This is a genomic window from Photobacterium alginatilyticum, from assembly GCF_009910675.1.
In the GTDB taxonomy this organism is placed as follows: Bacteria; Pseudomonadota; Gammaproteobacteria; order Enterobacterales; family Vibrionaceae; genus Photobacterium; species Photobacterium alginatilyticum.
In genome coordinates this window covers 107,369-127,452 of sequence record NZ_RSEJ01000018.1, presented here as the reverse complement: position 1 = coordinate 127,452, position 20,084 = coordinate 107,369, and the positions used below count along the sequence as shown (strand labels likewise).

The 20,084-nt window shown below is 46.4% G+C and carries 18 protein-coding genes and 2 pseudogenes; 11 read left to right on the top strand and 9 right to left on the bottom strand.

Features of this window, described 5'->3' with window-relative positions; translation table 11 throughout:
• The first annotated feature begins 42 nt into the window (after positions 1 to 42).
• Positions 43 to 942, top strand: a complete 900-nt coding sequence (locus tag EIZ48_RS16950; RefSeq protein ID WP_160653850.1) for an EamA family transporter — start codon at positions 43 to 45, stop codon at positions 940 to 942.
• A gap of 285 nt (positions 943 to 1,227) precedes the next feature.
• Positions 1,228 to 1,575 carry a RidA family protein gene (locus EIZ48_RS16945; protein ID WP_075767195.1) on the top strand — a complete coding sequence of 116 codons (348 nt, stop codon included), beginning with the start codon at positions 1,228 to 1,230 and terminating at the stop codon, positions 1,573 to 1,575.
• Positions 1,576 to 1,743: 168 nt separating this feature from the next.
• On the opposite strand, the gene EIZ48_RS16940 is transcribed toward EIZ48_RS16945, so the two are convergent.
• Positions 1,744 to 2,235 (bottom strand): MarR family winged helix-turn-helix transcriptional regulator, encoded by a 492-nt coding sequence (locus tag EIZ48_RS16940; protein ID WP_160653847.1) that lies wholly within the window; start codon positions 2,233 to 2,235, stop codon positions 1,744 to 1,746.
• Between the two features lie 92 nt (positions 2,236 to 2,327).
• On the opposite strand from EIZ48_RS16940, the gene EIZ48_RS16935 reads away from it, so the two are divergent.
• From EIZ48_RS16935 to EIZ48_RS16920, 4 genes are all read left to right on the top strand, one after another.
• Positions 2,328 to 3,533, top strand: a complete 1,206-nt coding sequence (locus EIZ48_RS16935; RefSeq protein WP_160653844.1) for a multidrug effflux MFS transporter — start codon at positions 2,328 to 2,330, stop codon at positions 3,531 to 3,533.
• A gap of 118 nt (positions 3,534 to 3,651) precedes the next feature.
• On the top strand, positions 3,652 to 4,833 hold the full coding sequence (locus EIZ48_RS16930) for an HlyD family secretion protein (RefSeq protein WP_160653841.1): 1,182 nt from the start codon (positions 3,652 to 3,654) through the stop codon (positions 4,831 to 4,833).
• On the top strand, positions 4,823 to 5,884 hold the full coding sequence (locus tag EIZ48_RS16925; RefSeq protein WP_160653838.1) for a DUF2955 domain-containing protein: 1,062 nt from the start codon (positions 4,823 to 4,825) through the stop codon (positions 5,882 to 5,884). The genes EIZ48_RS16930 and EIZ48_RS16925 overlap by 11 nt, the downstream gene beginning before the upstream one ends.
• Before the next feature lie 418 nt (positions 5,885 to 6,302).
• Positions 6,303 to 6,590 carry a DUF1496 domain-containing protein gene (locus EIZ48_RS16920; protein WP_240152996.1) on the top strand — a complete coding sequence of 96 codons (288 nt, stop codon included), beginning with the start codon at positions 6,303 to 6,305 and terminating at the stop codon, positions 6,588 to 6,590.
• A 104-nt stretch (positions 6,591 to 6,694) separates the two neighbouring features.
• Here the strand turns inward: EIZ48_RS16920 and EIZ48_RS29095 are convergent, their stop codons facing one another.
• The 7 genes from EIZ48_RS29095 to EIZ48_RS16890 form a co-directional block, all read right to left on the bottom strand.
• Positions 6,695 to 6,859, bottom strand: a complete 165-nt coding sequence (locus tag EIZ48_RS29095; protein WP_175577586.1) for a hypothetical protein — start codon at positions 6,857 to 6,859, stop codon at positions 6,695 to 6,697.
• Between the two features lie 363 nt (positions 6,860 to 7,222).
• Positions 7,223 to 7,522 (bottom strand): YfcZ/YiiS family protein, encoded by a 300-nt coding sequence (locus EIZ48_RS16915; RefSeq protein WP_160653835.1) that lies wholly within the window; start codon positions 7,520 to 7,522, stop codon positions 7,223 to 7,225.
• 123 nt (positions 7,523 to 7,645) lie between these two features.
• On the bottom strand, positions 7,646 to 7,993 hold the full coding sequence (locus EIZ48_RS16910) for a hypothetical protein (protein WP_160653832.1): 348 nt from the start codon (positions 7,991 to 7,993) through the stop codon (positions 7,646 to 7,648).
• A gap of 99 nt (positions 7,994 to 8,092) precedes the next feature.
• Positions 8,093 to 9,598, bottom strand: a complete 1,506-nt coding sequence (gene glpK, locus EIZ48_RS16905; RefSeq protein WP_160653829.1) for a glycerol kinase GlpK — start codon at positions 9,596 to 9,598, stop codon at positions 8,093 to 8,095.
• Positions 9,599 to 9,618: 20 nt separating this feature from the next.
• Positions 9,619 to 10,482: an MIP/aquaporin family protein gene (locus EIZ48_RS16900; protein ID WP_160653826.1), complete on the bottom strand. Its 864-nt coding sequence runs from the start codon at positions 10,480 to 10,482 to the stop codon at positions 9,619 to 9,621.
• A gap of 462 nt (positions 10,483 to 10,944) precedes the next feature.
• The gene (locus EIZ48_RS16895; protein WP_160653824.1) at positions 10,945 to 12,870 is read right to left on the bottom strand and encodes a RecQ family ATP-dependent DNA helicase; all 1,926 of its coding nucleotides are present in this window, start codon (positions 12,868 to 12,870) and stop codon (positions 10,945 to 10,947) included.
• A gap of 164 nt (positions 12,871 to 13,034) precedes the next feature.
• Positions 13,035 to 14,600, bottom strand: coding sequence for a methyl-accepting chemotaxis protein (locus EIZ48_RS16890; RefSeq protein WP_160653821.1), 1,566 nt, complete (start codon positions 14,598 to 14,600; stop codon positions 13,035 to 13,037).
• 476 nt (positions 14,601 to 15,076) lie between these two features.
• Between EIZ48_RS16890 and EIZ48_RS16885 the strand changes: the two genes are divergently transcribed.
• The 4 genes and pseudogenes from EIZ48_RS16885 (at position 15,077) to EIZ48_RS16875 (ending at position 18,379) form a co-directional block, all read left to right on the top strand.
• The gene (locus EIZ48_RS16885; protein ID WP_160653819.1) at positions 15,077 to 16,720 is read left to right on the top strand and encodes a methyl-accepting chemotaxis protein; all 1,644 of its coding nucleotides are present in this window, start codon (positions 15,077 to 15,079) and stop codon (positions 16,718 to 16,720) included.
• 175 nt (positions 16,721 to 16,895) lie between these two features.
• Positions 16,896 to 17,381: pseudogene (locus EIZ48_RS16880) on the top strand (paraslipin); the annotation flags it as partial.
• Positions 17,382 to 17,582: 201 nt separating this feature from the next.
• Positions 17,583 to 17,690 (top strand): annotated as a pseudogene (locus EIZ48_RS29950) (integrase); the annotation flags it as partial.
• A 53-nt stretch (positions 17,691 to 17,743) separates the two neighbouring features.
• On the top strand, positions 17,744 to 18,379 hold the full coding sequence (locus EIZ48_RS16875; protein WP_160653816.1) for a hypothetical protein: 636 nt from the start codon (positions 17,744 to 17,746) through the stop codon (positions 18,377 to 18,379).
• Between the two features lie 878 nt (positions 18,380 to 19,257).
• Here EIZ48_RS16875 and EIZ48_RS16870 read toward each other — a convergent pair.
• Entirely contained in the window at positions 19,258 to 19,494 is a 237-nt protein-coding gene (locus EIZ48_RS16870) for an antitoxin Xre/MbcA/ParS toxin-binding domain-containing protein (RefSeq protein ID WP_192928610.1), read from the bottom strand.
• Positions 19,495 to 19,640: 146 nt separating this feature from the next.
• Between EIZ48_RS16870 and EIZ48_RS16865 the strand changes: the two genes are divergently transcribed.
• On the top strand, positions 19,641 to 19,949 hold the full coding sequence (locus EIZ48_RS16865) for a hypothetical protein (RefSeq protein WP_160653813.1): 309 nt from the start codon (positions 19,641 to 19,643) through the stop codon (positions 19,947 to 19,949).
• Positions 19,950 to 20,084: the final 135 nt, after the last annotated feature.

Sequence of the window (20,084 nt, the reverse complement as noted above, 5' to 3'; positions counted from 1 at the left end):
TACTCAGGTAATACTATTTTTCAAGCAAAAGGGAGGACAGTTATGATAAGAAACGATTTATTTTTGGCGATTTTTGTTATGGCAATTTGGGGATTCAATTTCTCGATGATCAAACTGGGGATTACTGAAGTGCACCCATTATTGGCGACAGCAGCCCGATTTACTTTGGCAGTGGTACCAGCAATATTCTTTATTCGAAGGCCGAATGTTGCTTGGCGCTATTTGTTTGGCTACGGCTTAGTGTTTGGCGTAGGGATATGGGGTATGGCTTCTTGGTCAATTACTGCAGGTCTCTCTTCAGGCATATCTTCTGTACTGCTTTCATCTAACGCGCTAATTAGCATGGCAGTAGGGGTATTTATTCATAAGGAACTCGCTTCAAAGCGCAAAGTCATTGGAGCAGCGACTTCGCTCGTTGCTCTTTTGGTATTGGTGTCTGCGACCAATGGCAATATTACCGTGCAGGGTTTGATGTTTATCATGATCGCCGCTGCTTGCTGGACAGTTATGGGCATGATCGTAAAAGCGTCGAAAACCACTCAGGCATTCGCGTTTAACGTGTGGGGAATGCTATTTGCGCCTATCCCTTTGGTTCTTTTTGCCATAAGTCTTTACGGGCCAAACATAGCAATGCATGCATTCGATAGTTGGGATGTGAACACGACAATAGCGGTTGTCTTTCAGGCATATCCAACTACATTGTTTGGCTATTGGGTATGGAATCGACTACTGATTCGTTATCCGCTGAGTACAACGGCACCGCTGACTTTGCTGGTCCCTTTGTTTGCCTTGATTTCCGGTTACTTTATGTATGATGAAGTGTTGAGTGTTGCACAAGTTGTTGCTTGTGTACTGTTTCTTGTCGGGATTGGTCTAATCGTTAAGCCTGCATCAAACGTAAGCCGAGTGACTACCAAGTCGCTAGCAAACCCAGCGCAATAAAATGAAAAGGTTCTATGGTTGAACAAACCACTTATTCCGGGCAAACGGTGGCATTTGGGCGTGCGGTTCCGGTAAATGCTTACCCGCATTAAAGGTTGACGTGATCGAACAAAGTGCCGGACATTGTTCCGGCGCTTTTTTGAATAAAATCTGTGATGGTGAGCCTTAATTTATTGTCAATAAGCACAGTTATACCGGTTTCAACTCGGAGCGATTAGGACTAAAATGTGCCTTCTCTTCGCCCATACCCTGGGCTGTTATCCTTATAATGAAAAAGGCGATAGTATGATCGAACGTCTGGAAACCAAGCAACGCATGAGCCGTATTGTTAAGCACAACGGCACTATTTATCTTTGTGGCCAAGTGTGTGCTGATGCCACGCAAGGTATCAAGGAACAAACAGCAACAATGCTGGACAAAGTAGAAGCCTTGCTTGAACAGGCTGGTAGTGACAAAGAGCACATGCTTTCAGCCACTATCTATATCAAAGATATGAAAGACTTCGCTGAAATGAACGAAGTTTGGGACAACTGGGTACCAGAAGGTCACGCCCCGGCTCGTGCATGTGTTGAAGCGAGCATGGCTCGTGACGCACTGTTGGTTGAAATCTCTGTCGTAGCTGCAGAGAAATAAGCATCACCATTTTGATGCACTTACAGCGGCCAATACAGCTGTAAGAAACAATAGGCAGGTCTGAGTTTCAGACCTGTTTTTTATGGTTAGTCTTCGAACCTAATTCAGGTTTGATAAACCTGCCTCACTCTAGCTAGTTTTAGACAGAGCTGTTTTCAGATAACAGATTTATTCCCTGCCTGTAAGTAACTTTTCCAATAGCGAGTTGAGTTGCTCCTGTTCCTTTTCCGACAAAACAGAGACGAACTCTTGCTCATGGTTGTGTAGCTGGTGAATGATTCTGTCGATCAGCTCTTTTCCCTTTTCCGTCAGTTTGACTAATTTGCTGCGTTTGTCTTCCGGGTTGTCGAGTCGCTCAATAAGCCCCAGCGTGGTGATACGGCTGAGCACTTTTGTCAGTCCGCCGGAGCTGAAAAGCATAGAACGGTAGAGTTCGGTAGGGGATAAGCAGCAAGGCTCTCCCTGTCGGCGAAGTGCTGCCAATACGCTGAAATCAGCCCGTTGAAGATCATATTGATCGAGGATTCCGATCAAATCCTGCTGATGATAGTCATGAATGCGGTGGAGACGAAGGATCGCCGGAGAACATTTTTCAGCAGACTGAGGCCAGTTATCTTCGATTTTCTTCAATATGTTAGCGACTGTTTCTTGCTTGCTCATGACTTACCCTCTCCAGTGGAGGTCTAAATATATCTTGCTGGAAAGATAATTACTAGCTAGTATCTTTCTAGAAAGATAAATAAGAGGTTTTCATGAATAAAAAAATGCCAACGTCGCTGATCATCTTGCTTGCGGCTGTTTTCGCCATGTCTCCCTTTGCGATAGACAGCTATTTACCTGCGATTCCCGTAATGGCGGATGACCTACAGATTGATATCTCTATGGTGTCAGTGACGGTTAGTATTTATGTACTGGGTATGGCGATAGGGCAGTTAATAGGCGGCCCGCTATCGGATCGGTTTGGCCGCAGATCGGTGATGGTTGCGGGCTTGCTGATTTTTGCTATAGGTAGCTTGCTGATTGCCACGGTGGAGTCGATGGAAATGCTATGGGCATGGCGAGTGGTTCAGTCTATTGGTGGCGGGATTGCAGTTGTCGGGGTTCCTGCAACCATCCGAGATAATGCGGAAGGAAAAGAGGCGGCTCGGTTGTTCTCTCTGGTTGCCCTGATCATGATGTTGGCACCGTCTATTGCACCGACTGTCGGTACGGTGATACTCAAAACATTAGGCTGGCACTGGATATTTATCATGCTCAGTGTGATTGCGGTTGTTGTCTCCTTTGGGGCTGTGATGGTAATGCCCAAAACAAACAAGTTGGCGAAAGCAGAGAAAAAGAAAGGGGGGTATTCTTCAGTTATCAAGGAGCGGCGAGCACTGGGGTACTTGTTGGCACAGGCATTTGGCTATGCGGTATTGATGACCTTTATTACCAATGCACCGTTTGCCTATATCGAGTATTTCGACGTAAGTGTGGAGCTCTTCTCCGGATTATTTATCGCCAATGTTATTGGTATTGTGATAGTTAACCGTACCAATAGTTTGTTGTTGAGAGCTTACGAGCCAGCCACTTTGTTAAAAGCTTTTCTGGGTATGCAGGTGCTTGGCGGTGCGATTCTTGTCAGTTCCCTGGTTATTGCGCCAGAAAATCTTTGGTTTGCAGCAGCTGGTTTTGTTATTTCAATTGCTGCAAATGGCGGCATTATGTCTAACTCCAGTGCCTGTTTCATGCGGTATTTTTCCCATAATGCCGGTGTTGCGTCGGCGTTGCTGGGGGCTGTGCAGTATGCCGTCGGGGCAGGTGTCAGTGCTTTGGCTGCAATGTTATGTGTAGATACACTTTGGCCAATGGTACTGGCGATGTTTATCTCAACGCTTATTGCATTGACTGGGGCTGTTATTAGTTCGGGCAGTTCGAGTGAGAAGGTCTTCCCTAAGGCTGGGCAGCAAGCGGGATAAAGGGCGTTTCTCTTTGTTAATGCATGATGATTTACATACATGACTATTCTTAAAAGCATGCGTATTGAATCACAGTACAGGTTGGTGATCGACTTAGAACTGTCAGCGGAGTCAATGTATGTCAGAAGAGAACATGCCGAATGTTCAGGCTGAACCCGGCGAGCGAATAGCGCCCAAGGCGGGAAAGCCTAAGCGGGTAAAAAAAGAGCGTGTCGAAAAGCCCAAGAAAGACAAACCACCGGTCGATAAGGTCAAACGACTCACGGTGGTGGTATTACTGATCTGTGTTGGTCTATTTGTATTCTACGTATTGGCTGATCGCTATATCCCGTCAACAGATATGGCTCGGGTGAGGGGCTACGTGATCCCTGTTACGCCTTTGGTGTCCGGACGGGTGGTGGATGTGTTGGTGGAGCCGAATGATGTGGTGCAGGCCGGTGACCCGCTAGTTCGGATTGACCCGGCTGATTATCAGCTGGCGGTTCAGGAAGCAGAGCAAGGCTTGGTTAAAGCTGGTCAGGGTGTCGGGGTGCAAACCGCGTTTGTGGCCTCGGCACAAGCCAAGCTGTCAGAAGCACTGGCGAATCAGGCGCATGTCCGTACTCAGGCATCACGAATTTTGGCCATGGCGAAAAAAGGCATAATGCCAAAGGCCGAGGCTGATAAATCCCGGGCTGCGTTAGCGAGCGCCAAAGCTCAGGTTGAAACAGCGCAGGCCAATCTGGAGCAGGCTAAAAAACAACTGGGGTCAACGGGTAAAGAAAATAGTGCTGTGAAGTCGGCGTTGCTTAAGCTGCAAAAAGCCCAGATTGATCTTGAGCGAACGGTACTACGAGCACCGGCAATTGGCGGCGTCTCCAATTTTAGGTTGAATGAGGGCTTCTACGCTCAGTCTGGTCAGCCGTTGTTGACCTTTGTTTCCGGTGAAGATGTCTGGGTTGATGCCTATTTTCGTGAAAATAGCCTGGGGAATATGATTGTCGGCGACGAGGTTGAAATTGTCCTCGATTTTGCGCCGGGCCGAGTGTTCAAAGGCAAGGTGGCCAGCATTGACTGGGGCATTAGCTGGGGGCAGAGCGAGCAGGCCGGACAGTTGGTGTCGGTAACCCCGCAAACAGGTTGGTTGCGGCAAACACAGCGATTTCCCGTTGCGATACGTTTTGATGATGATACCGCCCGCGGGTTTCGTCGTGTCGGAGGCCAGGCTGATGTCATTGTCTATACCCAGGATAGCTCGGTACTGAATATGTTTGGTCGGGTGTGGATTCGTATTATGAGCTGGCTATCGTATGTCAGATGATAGTGAGCTTATAGGTCAAAATAATAGTAGCTCGAACGCTAATAGGTCAGATGAGCAGCGGCGTTACTATCGTCGGGTTACCCGTTATGTAGTGGGTGTTGTTGTCGCATGCGGGCTGGCTTTCGGCATTGGCTGGGGACTGTCATTTATCTTTCCGGTTTTTCTGGCGAAGTTTTTGGCTGACTTTCCGGTATCAAACCGCGAACGTTTTCAGCAACTTTTGCTCGCTATGGTGCTAACGGTATTGATTGGGCTGAGTGTCAGTATGGGCGTGACTAATTACCCGGTGATCTTATTATTGCTGGTTGGCCTATTGATGTTCTACGCCTATTATCTGTTTTTGGATCCGCAGTGGAATTTCTTTGCCACTATATTGTTGATTGCTGTTTTGTTACTGCCTTACCTTGGTATCACAAATTCAGGATTGGCGATATATGTTGGTGCCGGATTGATTTTTTCGGGAGTACTGGCGGTAATTGCCTTTGCTGTTCTTCATTGGCTGTTTTCTGAAGAGGAGCAACAGAATGATTTAGCCACCGCCTCGCCGGATTTATTGAGCCAGCAACAGCGAGTTCAAGAGGCTATTAAGGCTCTTATTGTTGCCTATCCTGTGGTCGTCTATTTTTATTATTTCCAGATAAACGGTGCTATTTTGACCATGGTGTTTATTGGCATCTTGTCGCTGCAGATAACAACGGTGAAAAGCATCAAAATCAGTGTGTTCTTGTTGCTAACCAATGGGGTAGGAGGCCTGCTTGCCCTGGTGTTATATGAACTGATGGTTACTACCCCTGAGTTCCTGCTTTTGTTGGCTTTGTTGAGCCTGGTGAGCTTGGTTATCGGTGCCCGGATATACCAACAGCCAGAAAAGGCGCCAATTTGGGCTGGTGTGATGTCGGCGATGTTGGTGGTTCTGGGAGGTGTAATATCGTCAGATAGTAAATTCATCGAAGTCAGCTTTTATGCTCGAATCACGCAGATCATACTGGCATCTGTCTACATGATACTGGCATCACTATTGTTTGACTTATGGCGTAGCCGTTCCAAGTAACCCCATCTGTCGATTCTTATTCATCCGCTTTATACGGCGGTTGCCGTAATTATGACCTATTGCCAAAACTGGCGTTAAGTTAGTACCTATTTATGTCGCCTTGTAGGATATACCCAAGCTACCTCAAGATGCTCGTTTCAGCGAGAATTACTTGGCTTGTAGGCTAGGCACCGATTAGAAAATCTAGTGGCTCTAAATTAATAATCGGTAACAACGCATAGAAGCCAAGTAAACTCGCCCTTTGGGAGTGAGCCAGTTGGTTCGGCACTCCGACGCCCATTTCTGTGTCAAATAACGTTGAAAGGGAAAGCCATTCCTACCGTCATTTTCCTTGAACTGAGCTCGCTGGTCTCACTCTGAATCCTGCATCTTGAGGTCGCTTGGGTATATATAAGCGTAGATAGAATAGGGGGCACGAATGAAATTTAGTCATATAAAGAAATGCTTGTGGGTATTGTTGCTGCCAATAATGCTAGGTGGATTCTCTGTTTCGGCAGCGAGCAAGGAAGTCACCGTTAAGCATACGCCTGAGATCACCATTCAACCAAGCAGTGTGGGTAACCGAGTATGCTTATATGAGGGCAAGCATTATTCTCTGGGTGCAATCGTTGTAGTTGAGAACGTGGTATTGGAATGCGGACCTGAGAACAGCTTTGAAACTAACGGGCGCTTGAAATGGCACAAAGTTGCCAAGGATGGGAAATAGGGCTTTCAAATAATATCAATGATTTAACATATTTAGCGGATATGAAAAGCGCAGTGCTGTAGCAACACTGCGCTTAAGAATACAGTTTCTATCAACAAGCGACGTTAGCGGACCATACGACCCGAATTTGGTGCCAGCTTGCCAGTACCGCCTTTGTGGTGCTCTGTCGTTGCCCCCATCTCTTGCATCAACAACTCTTTCATTGCTGCTGATTCACGAGAGTTGGTTGGCTTCCAGTTTGCAATTACTTTTGCTTTATTACTATTCATCGGACTATTCCTTTTCTTTCATATCATTGAGAACAAAGATATGTGCCATTTGATTCATAATATGCTGTCATTTTCATACAAAATGAGCTGTTTTGCCAGTACTAAATGCGCCTAAAGCATCCATGTGCGCATAGTTTTATACTACTGACAAAAGTATAACTTTGCATATCAGACCAGTTAGTCGGTTAATCATTCGTAATTGTCAGAAAATCAGTCGGTCAGCTGTAAATTTAGACTCTTTCGACAATAAAAAAGCCAATTCCGCATGGGAATTGGCTTTTGTATAAAATTTAGAGTTTTGTATGGAAATTACATTAGCTTAGACAAGTATGCTCCTGCCTATCCATGGATTACCATTACTCTCTACTTAGCGAGTGAGCGACTTTTTAGTTCAAAAATCAGCTTCTCAGCACTGCATTCAAACTGGATTCGGGCTACAAGCTCCTGACTGTCTTCAGAAAGCTGTGTTACTTCATGCTTGAAGTTGGCATTAACTTCTTTTGCCAGAGCAAGGTAGTTGTTTAGCTCAGCTTCCAGTGCGTCTTTACCATTGGCATAAACGCGGACTTCAGCGACATCGTCACCTTCTTTGATGATAAAGCCCATTTCTGCTGATACGCCACATGCTTCACAAGCTTGGTATTCTAGATCTTCGTTGGACATGACTTTCTCTTTATTCCCATGGATTTATGAGGCTATTTTAAAACTTCGTGACCAAGATCGCTATTTAATAATGCTGAAAAGTATGTTTGTCGTATTGCCAGTGTTTTGCAGCATACAGGCTGGTTACTGAATCGTCCTGTTAAAACCATGAATCATCTTAAACTTGGCTTCTGCTTCGCTGGTGGCGGTATCACAGAGATTCATCAGTTCGTCATTGAATGGTGTGCCATTTTTAACCCGTTTCTTTACCTGAATAAGGAATGACCGCTCGGTTGATTCGGCAATCTTTAACATGGTGAGATCATGTCGCCGGTAACTTGTGATGAACTTTAGGGACAATAAGCTTGTTAGGGCGATGAACGAGCTGAGCATCACGATGGCCGGGTGGGAAGAGTAGAAGCAAGAAATTAAGATGCTACAGCATAGGATTGTTTTGGCGACAGTTTCGGCGATTTTTCTTCTCTTGTTCATATAGCGTTCCTTTTCATGCTTGCTTCAAATGAGCAATAGGTAGTAAGTGAAAAAGCCCATCACCTGGTAGGTGACGGGCTTAATAGTAAAATTGGGGGATTAGTGTTCGATCCAGCCTCTTGAACTGGCAACGGCACGTTTCCAGCCGGTGTATCGGCGTTCTCGTTTCTCCTGATCACCATCAGGGATGAAGAGACGATCTAGCTGCGCTTTTTCTTTCAGCTCGTCTAAGTTGTCCCAGAACCCAACAGCAAGTCCGGCAAGATAGGCGGCACCAAGTGCCGTGACCTCGGTGACGACCGGGCGGTGGACATTGGTATCGAGCAAGTCAGCCTGGAATTGCATCAGGAAGTTATTGGCAACAGCGCCGCCATCAACTTTCAGGCTGTCGAGGCGAATACCTGAATCTGCCTGCATCGCGTCAAGTACATCACGGGCCTGATAGGCGATACTTTCCAACGTGGCGCGGATAATGTGGTTGGCATTCACGCCTCGGGTCAGGCCAACAATGGTTCCGCGTGCATAGGCATCCCAGTATGGTGCACCAAGGCCAGTAAAGGCCGGCACGACATAGGCACCGTTTGACGTTGCGACTTTTTCGGCAAAATATTCCGTATCGCTGGCATCGGTGATCAGTTTTAGTTCGTCACGTAGCCACTGAATAGAAGCACCTGCCATAAATACTGCGCCTTCCAGTGCGTAGCTGACATCACCTTCCGGACCACAAGCCAGTGTTGTCAGTAGTCCATTGGCCGAGCTGACTTTCGAATCGCCGGTATTCATCAGCAAGAAGCAACCTGTACCATAGGTATTTTTGGCTTCGCCTGAGTGAACACACATTTGTCCAAACAGAGCAGCCTGCTGATCGCCTGCAATGCCTGCGATTGGAATACGGGTTCCGCCTTTACCACCAAGGTTAGCCATGCCGTATACTTCCGATGACTTCTTCACTGACGGCATCATGCTTAGCGGAATATCAAATTCTGACAGTAGCTTCTCGTCCCATTCCAGGGTGTTGATGTTGAACAGCATGGTACGAGAGGCATTGGTATAGTCGGTAACGTGTACCTTGCCCTGAGTCATCTTCCAGGTCAGCCAGGTGTCTACTGTACCGAACAGGAGCTCACCAGCCTCGGCTTTTTCTCTTGCACCTTCTACATTATCCAGGATCCATTTCACCTTGGTGCCGGAAAAGTAGGGGTCTAGCACAAGTCCGGTATTTTCCTTGATGTAGTCTTCAAGGCCCCGAGATTTAAGCTCTTCGCAGATTTCAGCGGTACGACGACATTGCCATACGATGGCGTTGTAGACAGGCTTTCCGGTTGTCTTATCCCAAACAATCGTCGTTTCACGTTGGTTGGTGATACCGATTGCCGCCACTTCATCTGTTCTGATCTCGGCTTTGGCCAACGCTTCAACAAGTGTAGAGCTTTGCGTGGCATAAATTTCGAGCGGATCATGTTCAACCCATCCGGCTGTCGGATAAATCTGGGTGAATTCTCGCTGTGCAGAGCTGACAACATTGGCATCATGGTCAAGGATGACGGCACGTGAGCTTGTTGTTCCCTGATCAAGCGCTACGATGTATTTTTTCTCGGTAGTCATAGTGTTCTCCTTGTCTATGATTAGGCTTTGTCAGCAATTTCTGCAGTATTGATGTCAGCGTTGGTTTGAGCTTGTTCTGCTTCGCTATTGCCTGCTTCCGGCAGGTAAAGAGCGATGGCCTTCGGGTATAGCCAGGCACCGAATGACGCGCCGATAATTGGGGCGAAGATAGGTACAATGAAGTAAGGGATGTCTTTACCACCAGTCAGGGCGACGTCACCCCAGCCAGCAAGAAAAGCAAAGAACTTAGGTCCGAAGTCACGGGCCGGGTTCATGGCAAATCCGGTTAGCGGGCCAAGCGAGCCACCGATAACAGCAATTAGCACACCGATGAGAAGAGGCCCCATGGCACCGCGAGGCGCACCGTTTTTATCGTCAGTAATACCCAAAATGGCAAACATGAGTACTGCTGTGATTACAACTTCAACAGCGAAGGCACCACCGAATGACAAAGCAGAGTGTGGGTAGGTCGAGAAGATACCTGCCGTTGCCAGGCTGGCTTCTGTGCCCCGAATAATTTGGTTTGTCGCTTCGTATTCAGTAAACAGGTTGCTATACAGGAAGTATACTAATGCCGCTGAACTAAATGCGCCAAGTAGCTGAGCCGCAATGTAAGGTCCCACTTTTCGTTTGTCAAAGCCGTGGAATAAAGCCAGCGCAATGGTTACTGCCGGGTTAATGTGTGCACCAGATACGCCTGCGGTACAATAGATAGCGATGGTGACACCCAGGCCCCAAGTAATGCTAATTTCCCATTGTCCAAAATTGGCGCCTGCCAATACCAGAGCGGCGACACATCCAACCCCGAAAAATATCAGTAAACCTGTACCAATAAATTCCGCGATGCATTCTCCGGCAAGTGTTTTTCTATCTTGATTACTCATAAGAGTTCCTCTTCATTGACGTATATTCGTCCTTGTTTGTTGTCCAGATGTTTCCGCTTAACATCTGTGTAACGGAATATAAGTCAGAACTCGACTGAATGTACACAAACAAACATTAAAATTTTCGTTTTCGAGTTATTAGTGTGAGCCGGATCGTTCATTCGAGCATTTGTGTAATGATTGCGAAGGAAAAAGCAACACTCCTGTTTACAAAGTCGCCATGGGACGGCTATTGGCAAAGGAGCTAATATAGGGAGTTATGTTATGAGAGCAGTAGATATTAGCTGAAGAGGGTATCTTAATTAACAGTACATTTACTTTTTTGACAAGGTTCAGGGAAGAGGAGTTGAAGTGTAATGTTGGTCTTTGTTCGATAACGAACATTCTGAGCGGTTAAGTTAAGGTTCTTTGTTCTGTTGCCAAGCCTGCTGGCTTGGCAACAAGTGATTCTCAGTGGCAAACTTACGCTAAATGAGGGTAGACGCCAGCAATCAATGCCTGAGTTTGCCGGAAGGGATAGGCTTCCAGTTTGGCGAATCCACTCATCTGGCGGGCTTTTATTTTAGTATTCAGTGGTGATGTCATTCCGCACAAGAAGCGGGTGACGGCAGCAGATGACGGTTGTGAAGCGCACGCCGATATAAAGGGATCACACCATGCTTTTAATGCGTTCTCAGAAATATCTGATAATTCAACGGTTCCCGGTAGGCTGGCTACATGTCCGCGGCATACCGAGCAATGTCCGCATTGTTGCGGAGCATTGTTATCGGCAAAATAGCCAGCAAGGGTAGAGCTCAGGCACTGGTCGCTTTCAAAGAAGCCTAACATGCGCGTAATACGCTCGATCTCGCTGTCCTCTTTTTTCCGGAAAAGCTCGTAGAGACTCGCTGCTTGCTCCCGGATGTCGAAGTGAGGATTTTTGACGCGATAGACATCTGTCATTTGCTTGCTTTCAAGCTCGATCCAGCCTTTTTCACTGAAATAATCGATAGCTGCTACCACACGTTTGCGTTCAGTTTGGCTGCTTTGCCATAGAGCATCAAAATCAACGGTGTGCCAGGTGCGGGCTTTGGGTGAACAGGCAAAAATATGGCTGACGAACTCACGACGTTCGCCCTGAAATTGGTCAATAATAAATTGCTGATCTTTAACCATCTTGAAGCGGTAGTCGGCAAAGTACGTATACTGGGGCTCAATGATCTGGTGCATTTCCAGATACACCAGCAGGGTTTTTAGCGGAAGCAGGCGAATGTTACTGTCTTTTGATAGCCGCGTTAACATCACTTCCCATTGGCCGGGACTTGCCTGTATCTGGCTGAGTACCGTTTCTATCGCGGCCTGATCGGGCGTATCGCCATAGACAAAGTTTTCAAGGACGTTCAGTCCCGACTTGTTAGCTAGCAGGGTACAGTTTGAAGAGAGCCCGTCGCGTCCGGCTCGGCCTATTTCCTGACTGTAGTTCTCAATCGATTTGGGTAAATCATAGTGAATAACCTGGCGGATATCGGCTTTATCGATGCCCATTCCAAAGGCGATGGTGGCAATGATGCAGCTATGTTGTCCAGCCATAAAGGCGTGCTGGATCCGCTGCCGTTGTTCCGAGTCCATGCCTGCATGGTAGGCTTGAGCCTGGTACCCTTGTTGATTTAGCCAGCTAGCTAATTGCTCAGCCGTTTTTTGTAAAGTGACATAGACAATTGTTGGCTGGCCGGCTTGTTGTTCCAGCTGGCTTAACAGTGCCTGCTGTTTGTTTTCTTCTTCTGTCGGGGTGATGGTCAGGTCGAGGTTGTGGCGATAGAAACCGGTGACCACGACATTTTGCCTGTCGATAGCAAATTTCTGGCTCATATCTTCAATAACTGCCGGGGTCGCAGTTGCTGTCAGCAACAACACCTGAGGAATATTCAGCCACTGGCGATGAGTGGGCAGCTTGAGGTAGTCCGGGCGGAAGTTATGCCCCCATTCCGAAATACAGTGGGCCTCATCGACAACCAGCAGTGAGATAGGTACCTGTGAGATGAAATGACGGAAACGTTCGTTGTTTAGCCTCTCGACTGAGATCATCAGAACCTTTATTTCTCCGTTTCTTACCCCTTGCATAACCTGCTGGCTCTCGTCCCAGCTTTGGCTCGAATCGATTGAAGCGGCTGGAATGTTTTTGCTATGCAGGAAGTCGAGCTGATCTTTCATCAGCGCCAGCAGAGGCGAAATAACCAATGTCAGGTGTGGCAATTGGACAGCAGGCAACTGATAACACAATGACTTTCCGGAACCTGTCGGGAATATCGCACAGGCCGACTCGCCGCTTAAGATCTGCGTGATGACCTCTTCCTGTCCCGGACGAAGGTGATCAAAGCCAAAGTAGTTTTTCAGTGTTTGCTGGTACATAGGTAAAGAGAACTCTTAGCACAAATGAAGGGTGATAATAACGTACCTGGGCGCTGGACAGTACCTAAGGCAGGTAAAAACGCAAAATAATCGGTGGGGATCGTAGGAAGCTGAAAAGTGTTGCTGCCTTAACGCATTAAACTGTGTTAAGGCAGCCGTCGCAGTTATTTTTCCTCGAAGCGTGCTGCCAGAAGGTGGAAGTCATTGACCTTGTTCTTCAGGGTCGCGCTGCCTTGCTCTACCTGTTCGACTTCATCAAGGTTTTGCTGTGAAGCATCGGCGATCACATGAATATGCTGGCTAGTTTGCTCTGACAACTGCTCTTGCTCCGAAGCTGATGAGGAAACCTGACCAATCAGTTGGTTGATTGCCTGCATATTCTGTTCGACCTGCTCAAGACATTGGGCGCCTTTGGCGGCGATATCGACACATTCGTTGGTTTTGTCCCGATTGTTTTCGATCACCGTTTGCCAGTCATTGATGGTTGCCATCATCTGCTCGATGCTGTTCTGGATTTGCTCGGTAGCCGTTTGTGTTCGGGATGACAGAGCACGTACCTCGTCAGCAACTACCGCAAAACCACGGCCATGTTCACCGGCACGAGCGGCCTCGATGGCGGCGTTAAGCGCAAGCAGGTTGGTTTGATCGGCAATACCGCTGATTTCTGACATAACAGTACTGACCTTATTGGCTTCGCTGCCGAGCTGGTGGGTTGCGGCCGTTGCCTGTTCAGCCTGGGCTGATAACGTCTGCAGGCTGCTTTGGGTCGAATCAAGCTGTTCACGGGTTTGATCGCAGTGAATGCGCGTCTCATCCAAAAGGGTGTTGCTGTCACTGGCATGAGATGCAACCGAACGTGCGGAGTCTGCAATGTCATTCATTGCGTTGGCAACACGGTGAATATTGGTGTTCTGGGTAGAGATTGCCTGGTTCACCCGGCTGGCCGACTCGCTGAGTTGATCAGCAAGATCATGTAGCGGAGCGGCGGAATCCGTCATTCTTCCCAGTACAGTACGAATTCGTGCAGAGGCCATTTTTATACGGTAGTCGGCAACCGAGAACTTATCACTGCCAGAGAAAATGAGTCGGCTGATGCTGTCGTATCGCTGCTGCAGTTCTTTTAGGCGTATCGGGGTGTCAAAGATTTCCTGACGGAATAATAAACCGATAACAGCCAATGGTGTGAACATCAGGGCATTTTGCACGCTGATACCGTCATTGAACAGGTTGGCGGTAGCGGGCAAGACACATGATGCAGCCAGCGCACAGTACTTAAACGAATCAGGAAGTGAAAAGGCGGCTTTTCGTCCACGCTGTTCTGCTTTCAATAGTTGTTTATAGGCTTCGGTAGCAACCTTCACCCATTGAGATTTAGGTTTAACGCGCACTGATTGATAGCCCGTTACCTGGCCGTTCTCATAAATTGGTGTGACATAGGCATCTACCCAGTAAAAGTTGCCACTTTTCGCCTGGTTTTTGACAATACCGCGCCAGGCCTTGCCATCCCGCAGGCACGACCATAAATCGGCAAAAGCGGCCTTAGGCATATCCGGGTGGCGAATAATATTGTGGTTTTGGCCGATGAGCTCTTGTTCGCTATAGCCGGCTACTCGGCAGAAAGATGGGTTGCAGTAGGTGATCACACCTTTGAGGTTGGTCGTCGAGACGAGTTGTTCACCTTCCGGAAATGTTATTTCGCTTGGATTTGAAAAGATGTTGCGAGCTGACATTGTAAATAAACCTGAAATGTACGGTACTTATTTAGAGGTACCTTGTTATAAATCAGGCTAATGAAAACATAATATGATAGGACGTATCAATATATTAATAGAGTTTTGCTACCTAAGACTGATTATGTCGTGTTTTTGACCGTTTATTTGCCAATTTTATGACTATGTACCTGTTGAGTTATGTGCATGTTGTGCGCTTGGTTGCTGGCGAGAGAAGCAAAATATTGCTTTTTTGCATGCTTATTGGCTTGAGTTACGAGAGTTATCTGTATTTCACTGTTTTATGTCTTTATTGACCCCCTTTGTGTGATTGAGTCGATTTTTGCCCAAATCTTTATTGCCTGAGTAAAAGAAGTGGAGTGTGTCCTATTTTATAAATATGCACATAGTTTTGCATATCAATAAGTAGTGGCATATACCCATAATCGGTATGGTTACCCTATATCTCAACAGCTTAGATCAAGTCAGGAATAACAATGTTGTGGTTCAGAAATCTCTCTTTTCGTTGGAAATTCATTACTCCGATAATGCTTGTCGTTACTTTGTTCAGTGGTCTGTTTGCGACAATTGTACTTGTCCTAAAGGATCAGGCTGACGCGAGTAAAATTCTAACAGATGAAATGCAGCCAGTGCTTGAGCAGCTAGAGGATGGCTATCGTGATATCTATCAGGTGATAACTGCTGGCCAAGGGGTGATTTTGTCGCAGCGCGATCTGGCGCAGTTGCAATATCATACCGAGGAGTTTAACGATAATAGTGCGAAGGCATTGTTGCGCTTTCAATCCCCACAAACGCTGATTGATAACGGCTTTCTTGGCGCAGAAAGCAAACAGACGTTACAAACACTCAATACGAGTTATGCCAAGTGGTTACAGTATTATCAAACCATGGTAGAGCAGCCTGATCTGGCTGGTATGTATTACCAGGAAAATCGGGTACAAATTGAAAGTGACTTCAATACACTGCGTACCTCATTGCTTGCGATTCGAGATGAAATCCAATTGGCACAGCTGGATTTAAAGCAGCAGCTTGTTGCCAAGTCGGAACTTATCACATTAATCATCGAAGCCGGTATTACGGTTGTCATAATTATCTCAGCTTTGATTGCCTGGCTGGTCTCACGTTTGGTCAGTTTGCCTTTGAAGCGTTTGTCGCTGGCGATGAACGATATTGCGGTAGGTCATGGTGACTTGACCCAACGTATTCAGGAAGACAGCAAGGATGAAATTGGCATGCTGGCCAATTCCTTCAATGAGTTTGTGTCCAGAATCCACATCATGATCATCGAAGTTGCGCTGACCTTGCAGGCGGTACAGTCTGAAACGGGCCGAATACAGCAAGAAACACAAGGCGTAGTGACTAATGCCTCCCGCCAGCAGGAAGAGAGTACGCAGGCTGCAACGGCGGTTAATGAAATGAGTGCAACCAGTGATACGGTAACAGAGCACGCCAACGAAGCGGCTCAGGCGACACAGAGTGCGAGTACCGAGTCCCAGACTGCACGCGATATGTTGAGTGATACCGTTGTCTCTATCCACAAACTGGCAGAAGAAATTGAATCTTCCAGTGTCGTTATTAGCCATCTTGAGCGTGATGTGGGTAATATCGCTTCTATTCTTGACGTTATTAGAGGCATTGCGGATCAGACCAACTTGCTAGCGTTGAATGCCGCTATCGAGGCCGCACGTGCTGGTGAGCAGGGCAGAGGTTTCGCGGTTGTTGCTGATGAGGTTCGTACGCTTGCCAGTAAGACCCAGGACAGTACTGGCGAAATTCAGGTGATGATTGAGCGTCTTCAGCAAGGGGCAAGGGCGGCTGTACAGGCGATGGAATCGAGTCGTGAAAGCAGCACCTATACGGTACAGCAGGCCAACACTGCCAATGATTCTATTGATGCTATCAGCCAGTCGATTAGCGTGATTAATGAAATGAACCTGCAGATAGCAGCGGCAGCTACGCAGCAAAGTCAAGTCAGCGATAGTATTAACCGTAATGTGCAGGAGATTGCCTCAATGAGTCACAACATGGTTGGCAAGGTCAGAACGACCGAGCAGGGTTTTGAGATGCTCTCGACCCAGTGTGCACAACTTGAAGAGCTGGTGGGGCAGTTCCGCACCTAAAACATACCAATCTTCTAACTTTCGCGATAATCAACATCCGCCTTTTGGCGGATGTTTTCGTTTGATCGAAAATTAAGATTGATCAATATCTATATGAACAATCAATGGCTTAAGATATCCTACCAGTAACTGAACATTGTTTGTAAAGGAGTGAGTCATGCCAGACATGCCGGCTATGCCATATGATACGTTAGTTACTGTAGGGATTTTCATTATTGTCGTGATTGTGTTCATTGCCTCCGGGGTGAAGACCGTTGCACAGGGGAATGAGTGGACTGTTGAGCGTTTTGGTCGTTATACCAAAACATTGCGTCCGGGGCTAAATCTGATTGTTCCTTTTGTTGATAAAGTTGGCAATAGAATCAACATGATGGAAAGGGTTCTTGATATTCCTGCGCAGGAAGTGATCTCGCGTGATAATGCGAACGTCACTATTGATGCAGTCTGTTTTGTTCAGGTTGTTGATGCGGCAAAAGCAGCCTATGAGGTTAATGATCTCGAGCATGCGATTCGAAACCTCACTCTTACCAACATTCGTACTGTTCTGGGCTCGATGGAGCTGGATGAAATGCTATCGCAGCGTGACAGGATCAACAGTCAGCTGCTGACGATTGTCGATCAGGCGACTAACCCATGGGGTGTAAAAGTTACCCGTATCGAAAAAGTAACCACATAAAACATAATCAAACAGTGAGTGAGTGAGTGGTACCTCCGGAATAGTAAGGCTTGCCCTTGAATAAATGTTTGATGAAGTTTGATTAATCATAATCAAACCTTCAATCTGCAATACAACGTAGCTTCCCAATACCAAGCTGTTTTGCTGCCTTTTCTTTTGTCATACCGGACTCGATAAGTGTTTTAGCTGAATCTCCGAGTTCATGACGTGTCATCTCAAGGGGTGATATATAAAAGGGTGCAATGCGTTCAACAGAAAACGGGGGCTGATGTTCAACATGATATCACAATAAAGAAATCATAGAGTTACACTAAACCGTATTTCCAACTAATGAAACAGGCTTTAATATGAAACTCACCACGCTGTCATCTAACAGACAAGAAACGACTGCTTTCCTTGAAACAAAGACAAAGGATTTTCTGCTGCCAGATTTCGTAAAGCCTGCGGGATATAAGGTAGTAGCCAACGAAGCGACAAAGCAAAAAGAAGGTGTCGTTCAGACCATTTGCCTGATCTGGAGTGCAGGAGAGCATGCCGAGACAGTGTACAAGGTAAAAACTATTGTGCGCGACGAGCTTAACGCTTACCTTTCTTTGAAGAAATGCACCCAGTTGATTGTTTGGCGTCAGATTGCCGGTATTCATGGCCACGTACTTTCCTGCTTTGCCCGTGAAGTGTTCAATTTCCTGCTGCAATCACACAACGTCATGATCACGGATGAGCAGCAAACTCCGGACGGTCAGCGTTTCTGGCTGGATCGCATTGGTGAAGCGCTGGTAATGGCAGACCGAGAGGTGTATTACGTGGATCTGAATGAACTTGACGACAATCTTGTGCCAGTGATCGAGCGTATTTCGTCACACGAAGAACTGATGGGGAACTACTGCCCAAAAGGTTGGGGGGCTGACGAATCACACCGCAACCGTGCATTTATCATTTCCAAACTAAACCTTGTTGATAATTTAGAGGCGAAGCCTAGCTGATATCATTAGCCCTGGACTTTGTTCTTTGAAAGTTCGAGTTTTGTGAGTCTCATGTATTTAACAACGCTTCGTAAGGCCTTGACTGTTTGTAATTGCTTTATTGGCATCACTAAAATATGGGTATTGCGGTTGTCGCGATTTGCCCCTAAGTTTTGTGATCATACGGTTTGGGGTATGAGATATAGAACAGATATCGGTAGTAATAAACGCTATCCGCATCTGCCTTTTCAATCCAATAAATTATCCGAAAATAACAAGTAGCGCAGAAGATCTAACACGAAATGTCCAAATCAGCCTTACGATTCTGAGTACCCTGCTCTATAGCTAGGAATTTGCGGCACTCAAACTAAGCCATGGAGGCGTATGATGCCTTAGTTAGAGTGATTATTGCCTTAGTTAGAGTGATTTTTGCATAAAAATGTACACAAAGGTTAATTTGAGTGCGTTAAGTGTAAGTCCGTCCGATATACGCACACTGAGCATCCATAATCTGGCAATTGGTGACATATGATTTTTCATACCAAATGTAACTTTTGCTATCTATTTAATCTTAACAACGAATTTATCAACCTTTAACCTTGGCCCTATAATTGCGAAATGTGATGCTGCCATAATGTAACCGGCCCCATACATAGGGGGGTAAAGTCATTTTTTACAACAGGCTGCTGCAATAATTAGCATTGGACAGTGCTAGTCCACACTAGGTCGTCAATGAGTCATGGTCTTAATTAAATGCGGGTTTATAGGGCGCCATTAACAGATGTTCCGCTGAGATGAACTGGCATTATTTATGAAGCAACTTAATCTGCATATACAGCCAGCGAATCGTGGTTTGATAGTTGGCTGGCTAAGTCTAAATCAACCCAAATCCAAGTCGGTTATGTTGGAATTCCGTGTTTTAATCGGCCAACTAGATCGCATACCATCTCAAAATCTTCCTTGTTTGAAATCATATCGACTGGCCGCTTCCCTCCTAAGCCGTAAACGCTCTCTTGTACCCACAATTTTGCCAAGTGCACATCTTCGTGAAGCTCCGTTGCAAGAGAAATTATGACTTTGAGCCTTTCTATTTGCTCTTCACTTAGGCCCTCATATTCTTCGCTATCAAAAGTCATTTTCCAACCTCATTCTGCCACCGCTAGTGAATGTATCTTATACTAGTACTTATTTGGTGCTACAGCTTAGTTCATTTGGTGGGATGTGTAACTCAGGTGTTGCGACTTAAGTACCGTAGCTGGTATCTGCATTTTTGGTGATACGAATGGACAACAATAAGCTAGAGTTAGCAAGGGATACCCTTAAAAAATGGGGAGCCACGCCGGAAGAAATACAAAATGTGCTTCACTCTTATCCAGAAGATGAACAGGAAGAGCGAGTGTATTGCATTCTAAGTATTCTTAATTTCTTAAAAGTACATTTTGAGAACCCCAAAAATCAGACCGGTTTTATGGCAATAAAAAACCATAACAGCTTTTTTGAGGGGCGTTCCCCTTTAGAGATAATCAGTACAGGTTCACTTGACGCTCTCAAAGAAGTAGAAGCAAGAGTTCGCAATATGGGAGTGTGGTAGCGGTGTTTTTCAAGGTAGTTGCAGATCAAAACTGCCGCTCGCATATCTATAGAACTGCGCCGTCTACACTATGCTATTTTCCATAATTCTTCATAGATGTATCAAACGTAGCTCAACCCCCCCCACCATTGCCAT

Bases quoted from the DNA above. Each gene is read 5' to 3' on its own strand.
- EIZ48_RS16935 (WP_160653844.1), top strand. From the start codon at position 2,328: ATGAATAAAAAAATGCCAACGTCGCTGATCATCTTGCTTGCGGCTGTT.
- EIZ48_RS16875 (WP_160653816.1), top strand. From the start codon at position 17,744: ATGAAACTCACCACGCTGTCATCTAACAGACAAGAAACGACTGCTTTC.
- EIZ48_RS16950 (WP_160653850.1), top strand. From the start codon at position 43: ATGATAAGAAACGATTTATTTTTGGCGATTTTTGTTATGGCAATTTGG.
- EIZ48_RS16910 (WP_160653832.1), bottom strand. From the start codon at position 7,993: ATGAACAAGAGAAGAAAAATCGCCGAAACTGTCGCCAAAACAATCCTA.
- EIZ48_RS29095 (WP_175577586.1), bottom strand. From the start codon at position 6,859: ATGAATAGTAATAAAGCAAAAGTAATTGCAAACTGGAAGCCAACCAAC.
- EIZ48_RS16940 (WP_160653847.1), bottom strand. From the start codon at position 2,235: ATGAGCAAGCAAGAAACAGTCGCTAACATATTGAAGAAAATCGAAGAT.
- EIZ48_RS16930 (WP_160653841.1), top strand. From the start codon at position 3,652: ATGTCAGAAGAGAACATGCCGAATGTTCAGGCTGAACCCGGCGAGCGA.
- EIZ48_RS16900 (WP_160653826.1), bottom strand. From the start codon at position 10,482: ATGAGTAATCAAGATAGAAAAACACTTGCCGGAGAATGCATCGCGGAA.
- EIZ48_RS16925 (WP_160653838.1), top strand. From the start codon at position 4,823: ATGTCAGATGATAGTGAGCTTATAGGTCAAAATAATAGTAGCTCGAAC.
- EIZ48_RS16915 (WP_160653835.1), bottom strand. From the start codon at position 7,522: ATGTCCAACGAAGATCTAGAATACCAAGCTTGTGAAGCATGTGGCGTA.
- EIZ48_RS16870 (WP_192928610.1), bottom strand. From the start codon at position 19,494: ATGACTTTTGATAGCGAAGAATATGAGGGCCTAAGTGAAGAGCAAATA.
- EIZ48_RS16890 (WP_160653821.1), bottom strand. From the start codon at position 14,600: ATGTCAGCTCGCAACATCTTTTCAAATCCAAGCGAAATAACATTTCCG.
- EIZ48_RS16920 (WP_240152996.1), top strand. From the start codon at position 6,303: ATGAAATTTAGTCATATAAAGAAATGCTTGTGGGTATTGTTGCTGCCA.
- EIZ48_RS16865 (WP_160653813.1), top strand. From the start codon at position 19,641: ATGGACAACAATAAGCTAGAGTTAGCAAGGGATACCCTTAAAAAATGG.
- EIZ48_RS16895 (WP_160653824.1), bottom strand. From the start codon at position 12,870: ATGTACCAGCAAACACTGAAAAACTACTTTGGCTTTGATCACCTTCGT.
- EIZ48_RS16885 (WP_160653819.1), top strand. From the start codon at position 15,077: ATGTTGTGGTTCAGAAATCTCTCTTTTCGTTGGAAATTCATTACTCCG.
- EIZ48_RS16945 (WP_075767195.1), top strand. From the start codon at position 1,228: ATGATCGAACGTCTGGAAACCAAGCAACGCATGAGCCGTATTGTTAAG.
- glpK (WP_160653829.1), bottom strand. From the start codon at position 9,598: ATGACTACCGAGAAAAAATACATCGTAGCGCTTGATCAGGGAACAACA.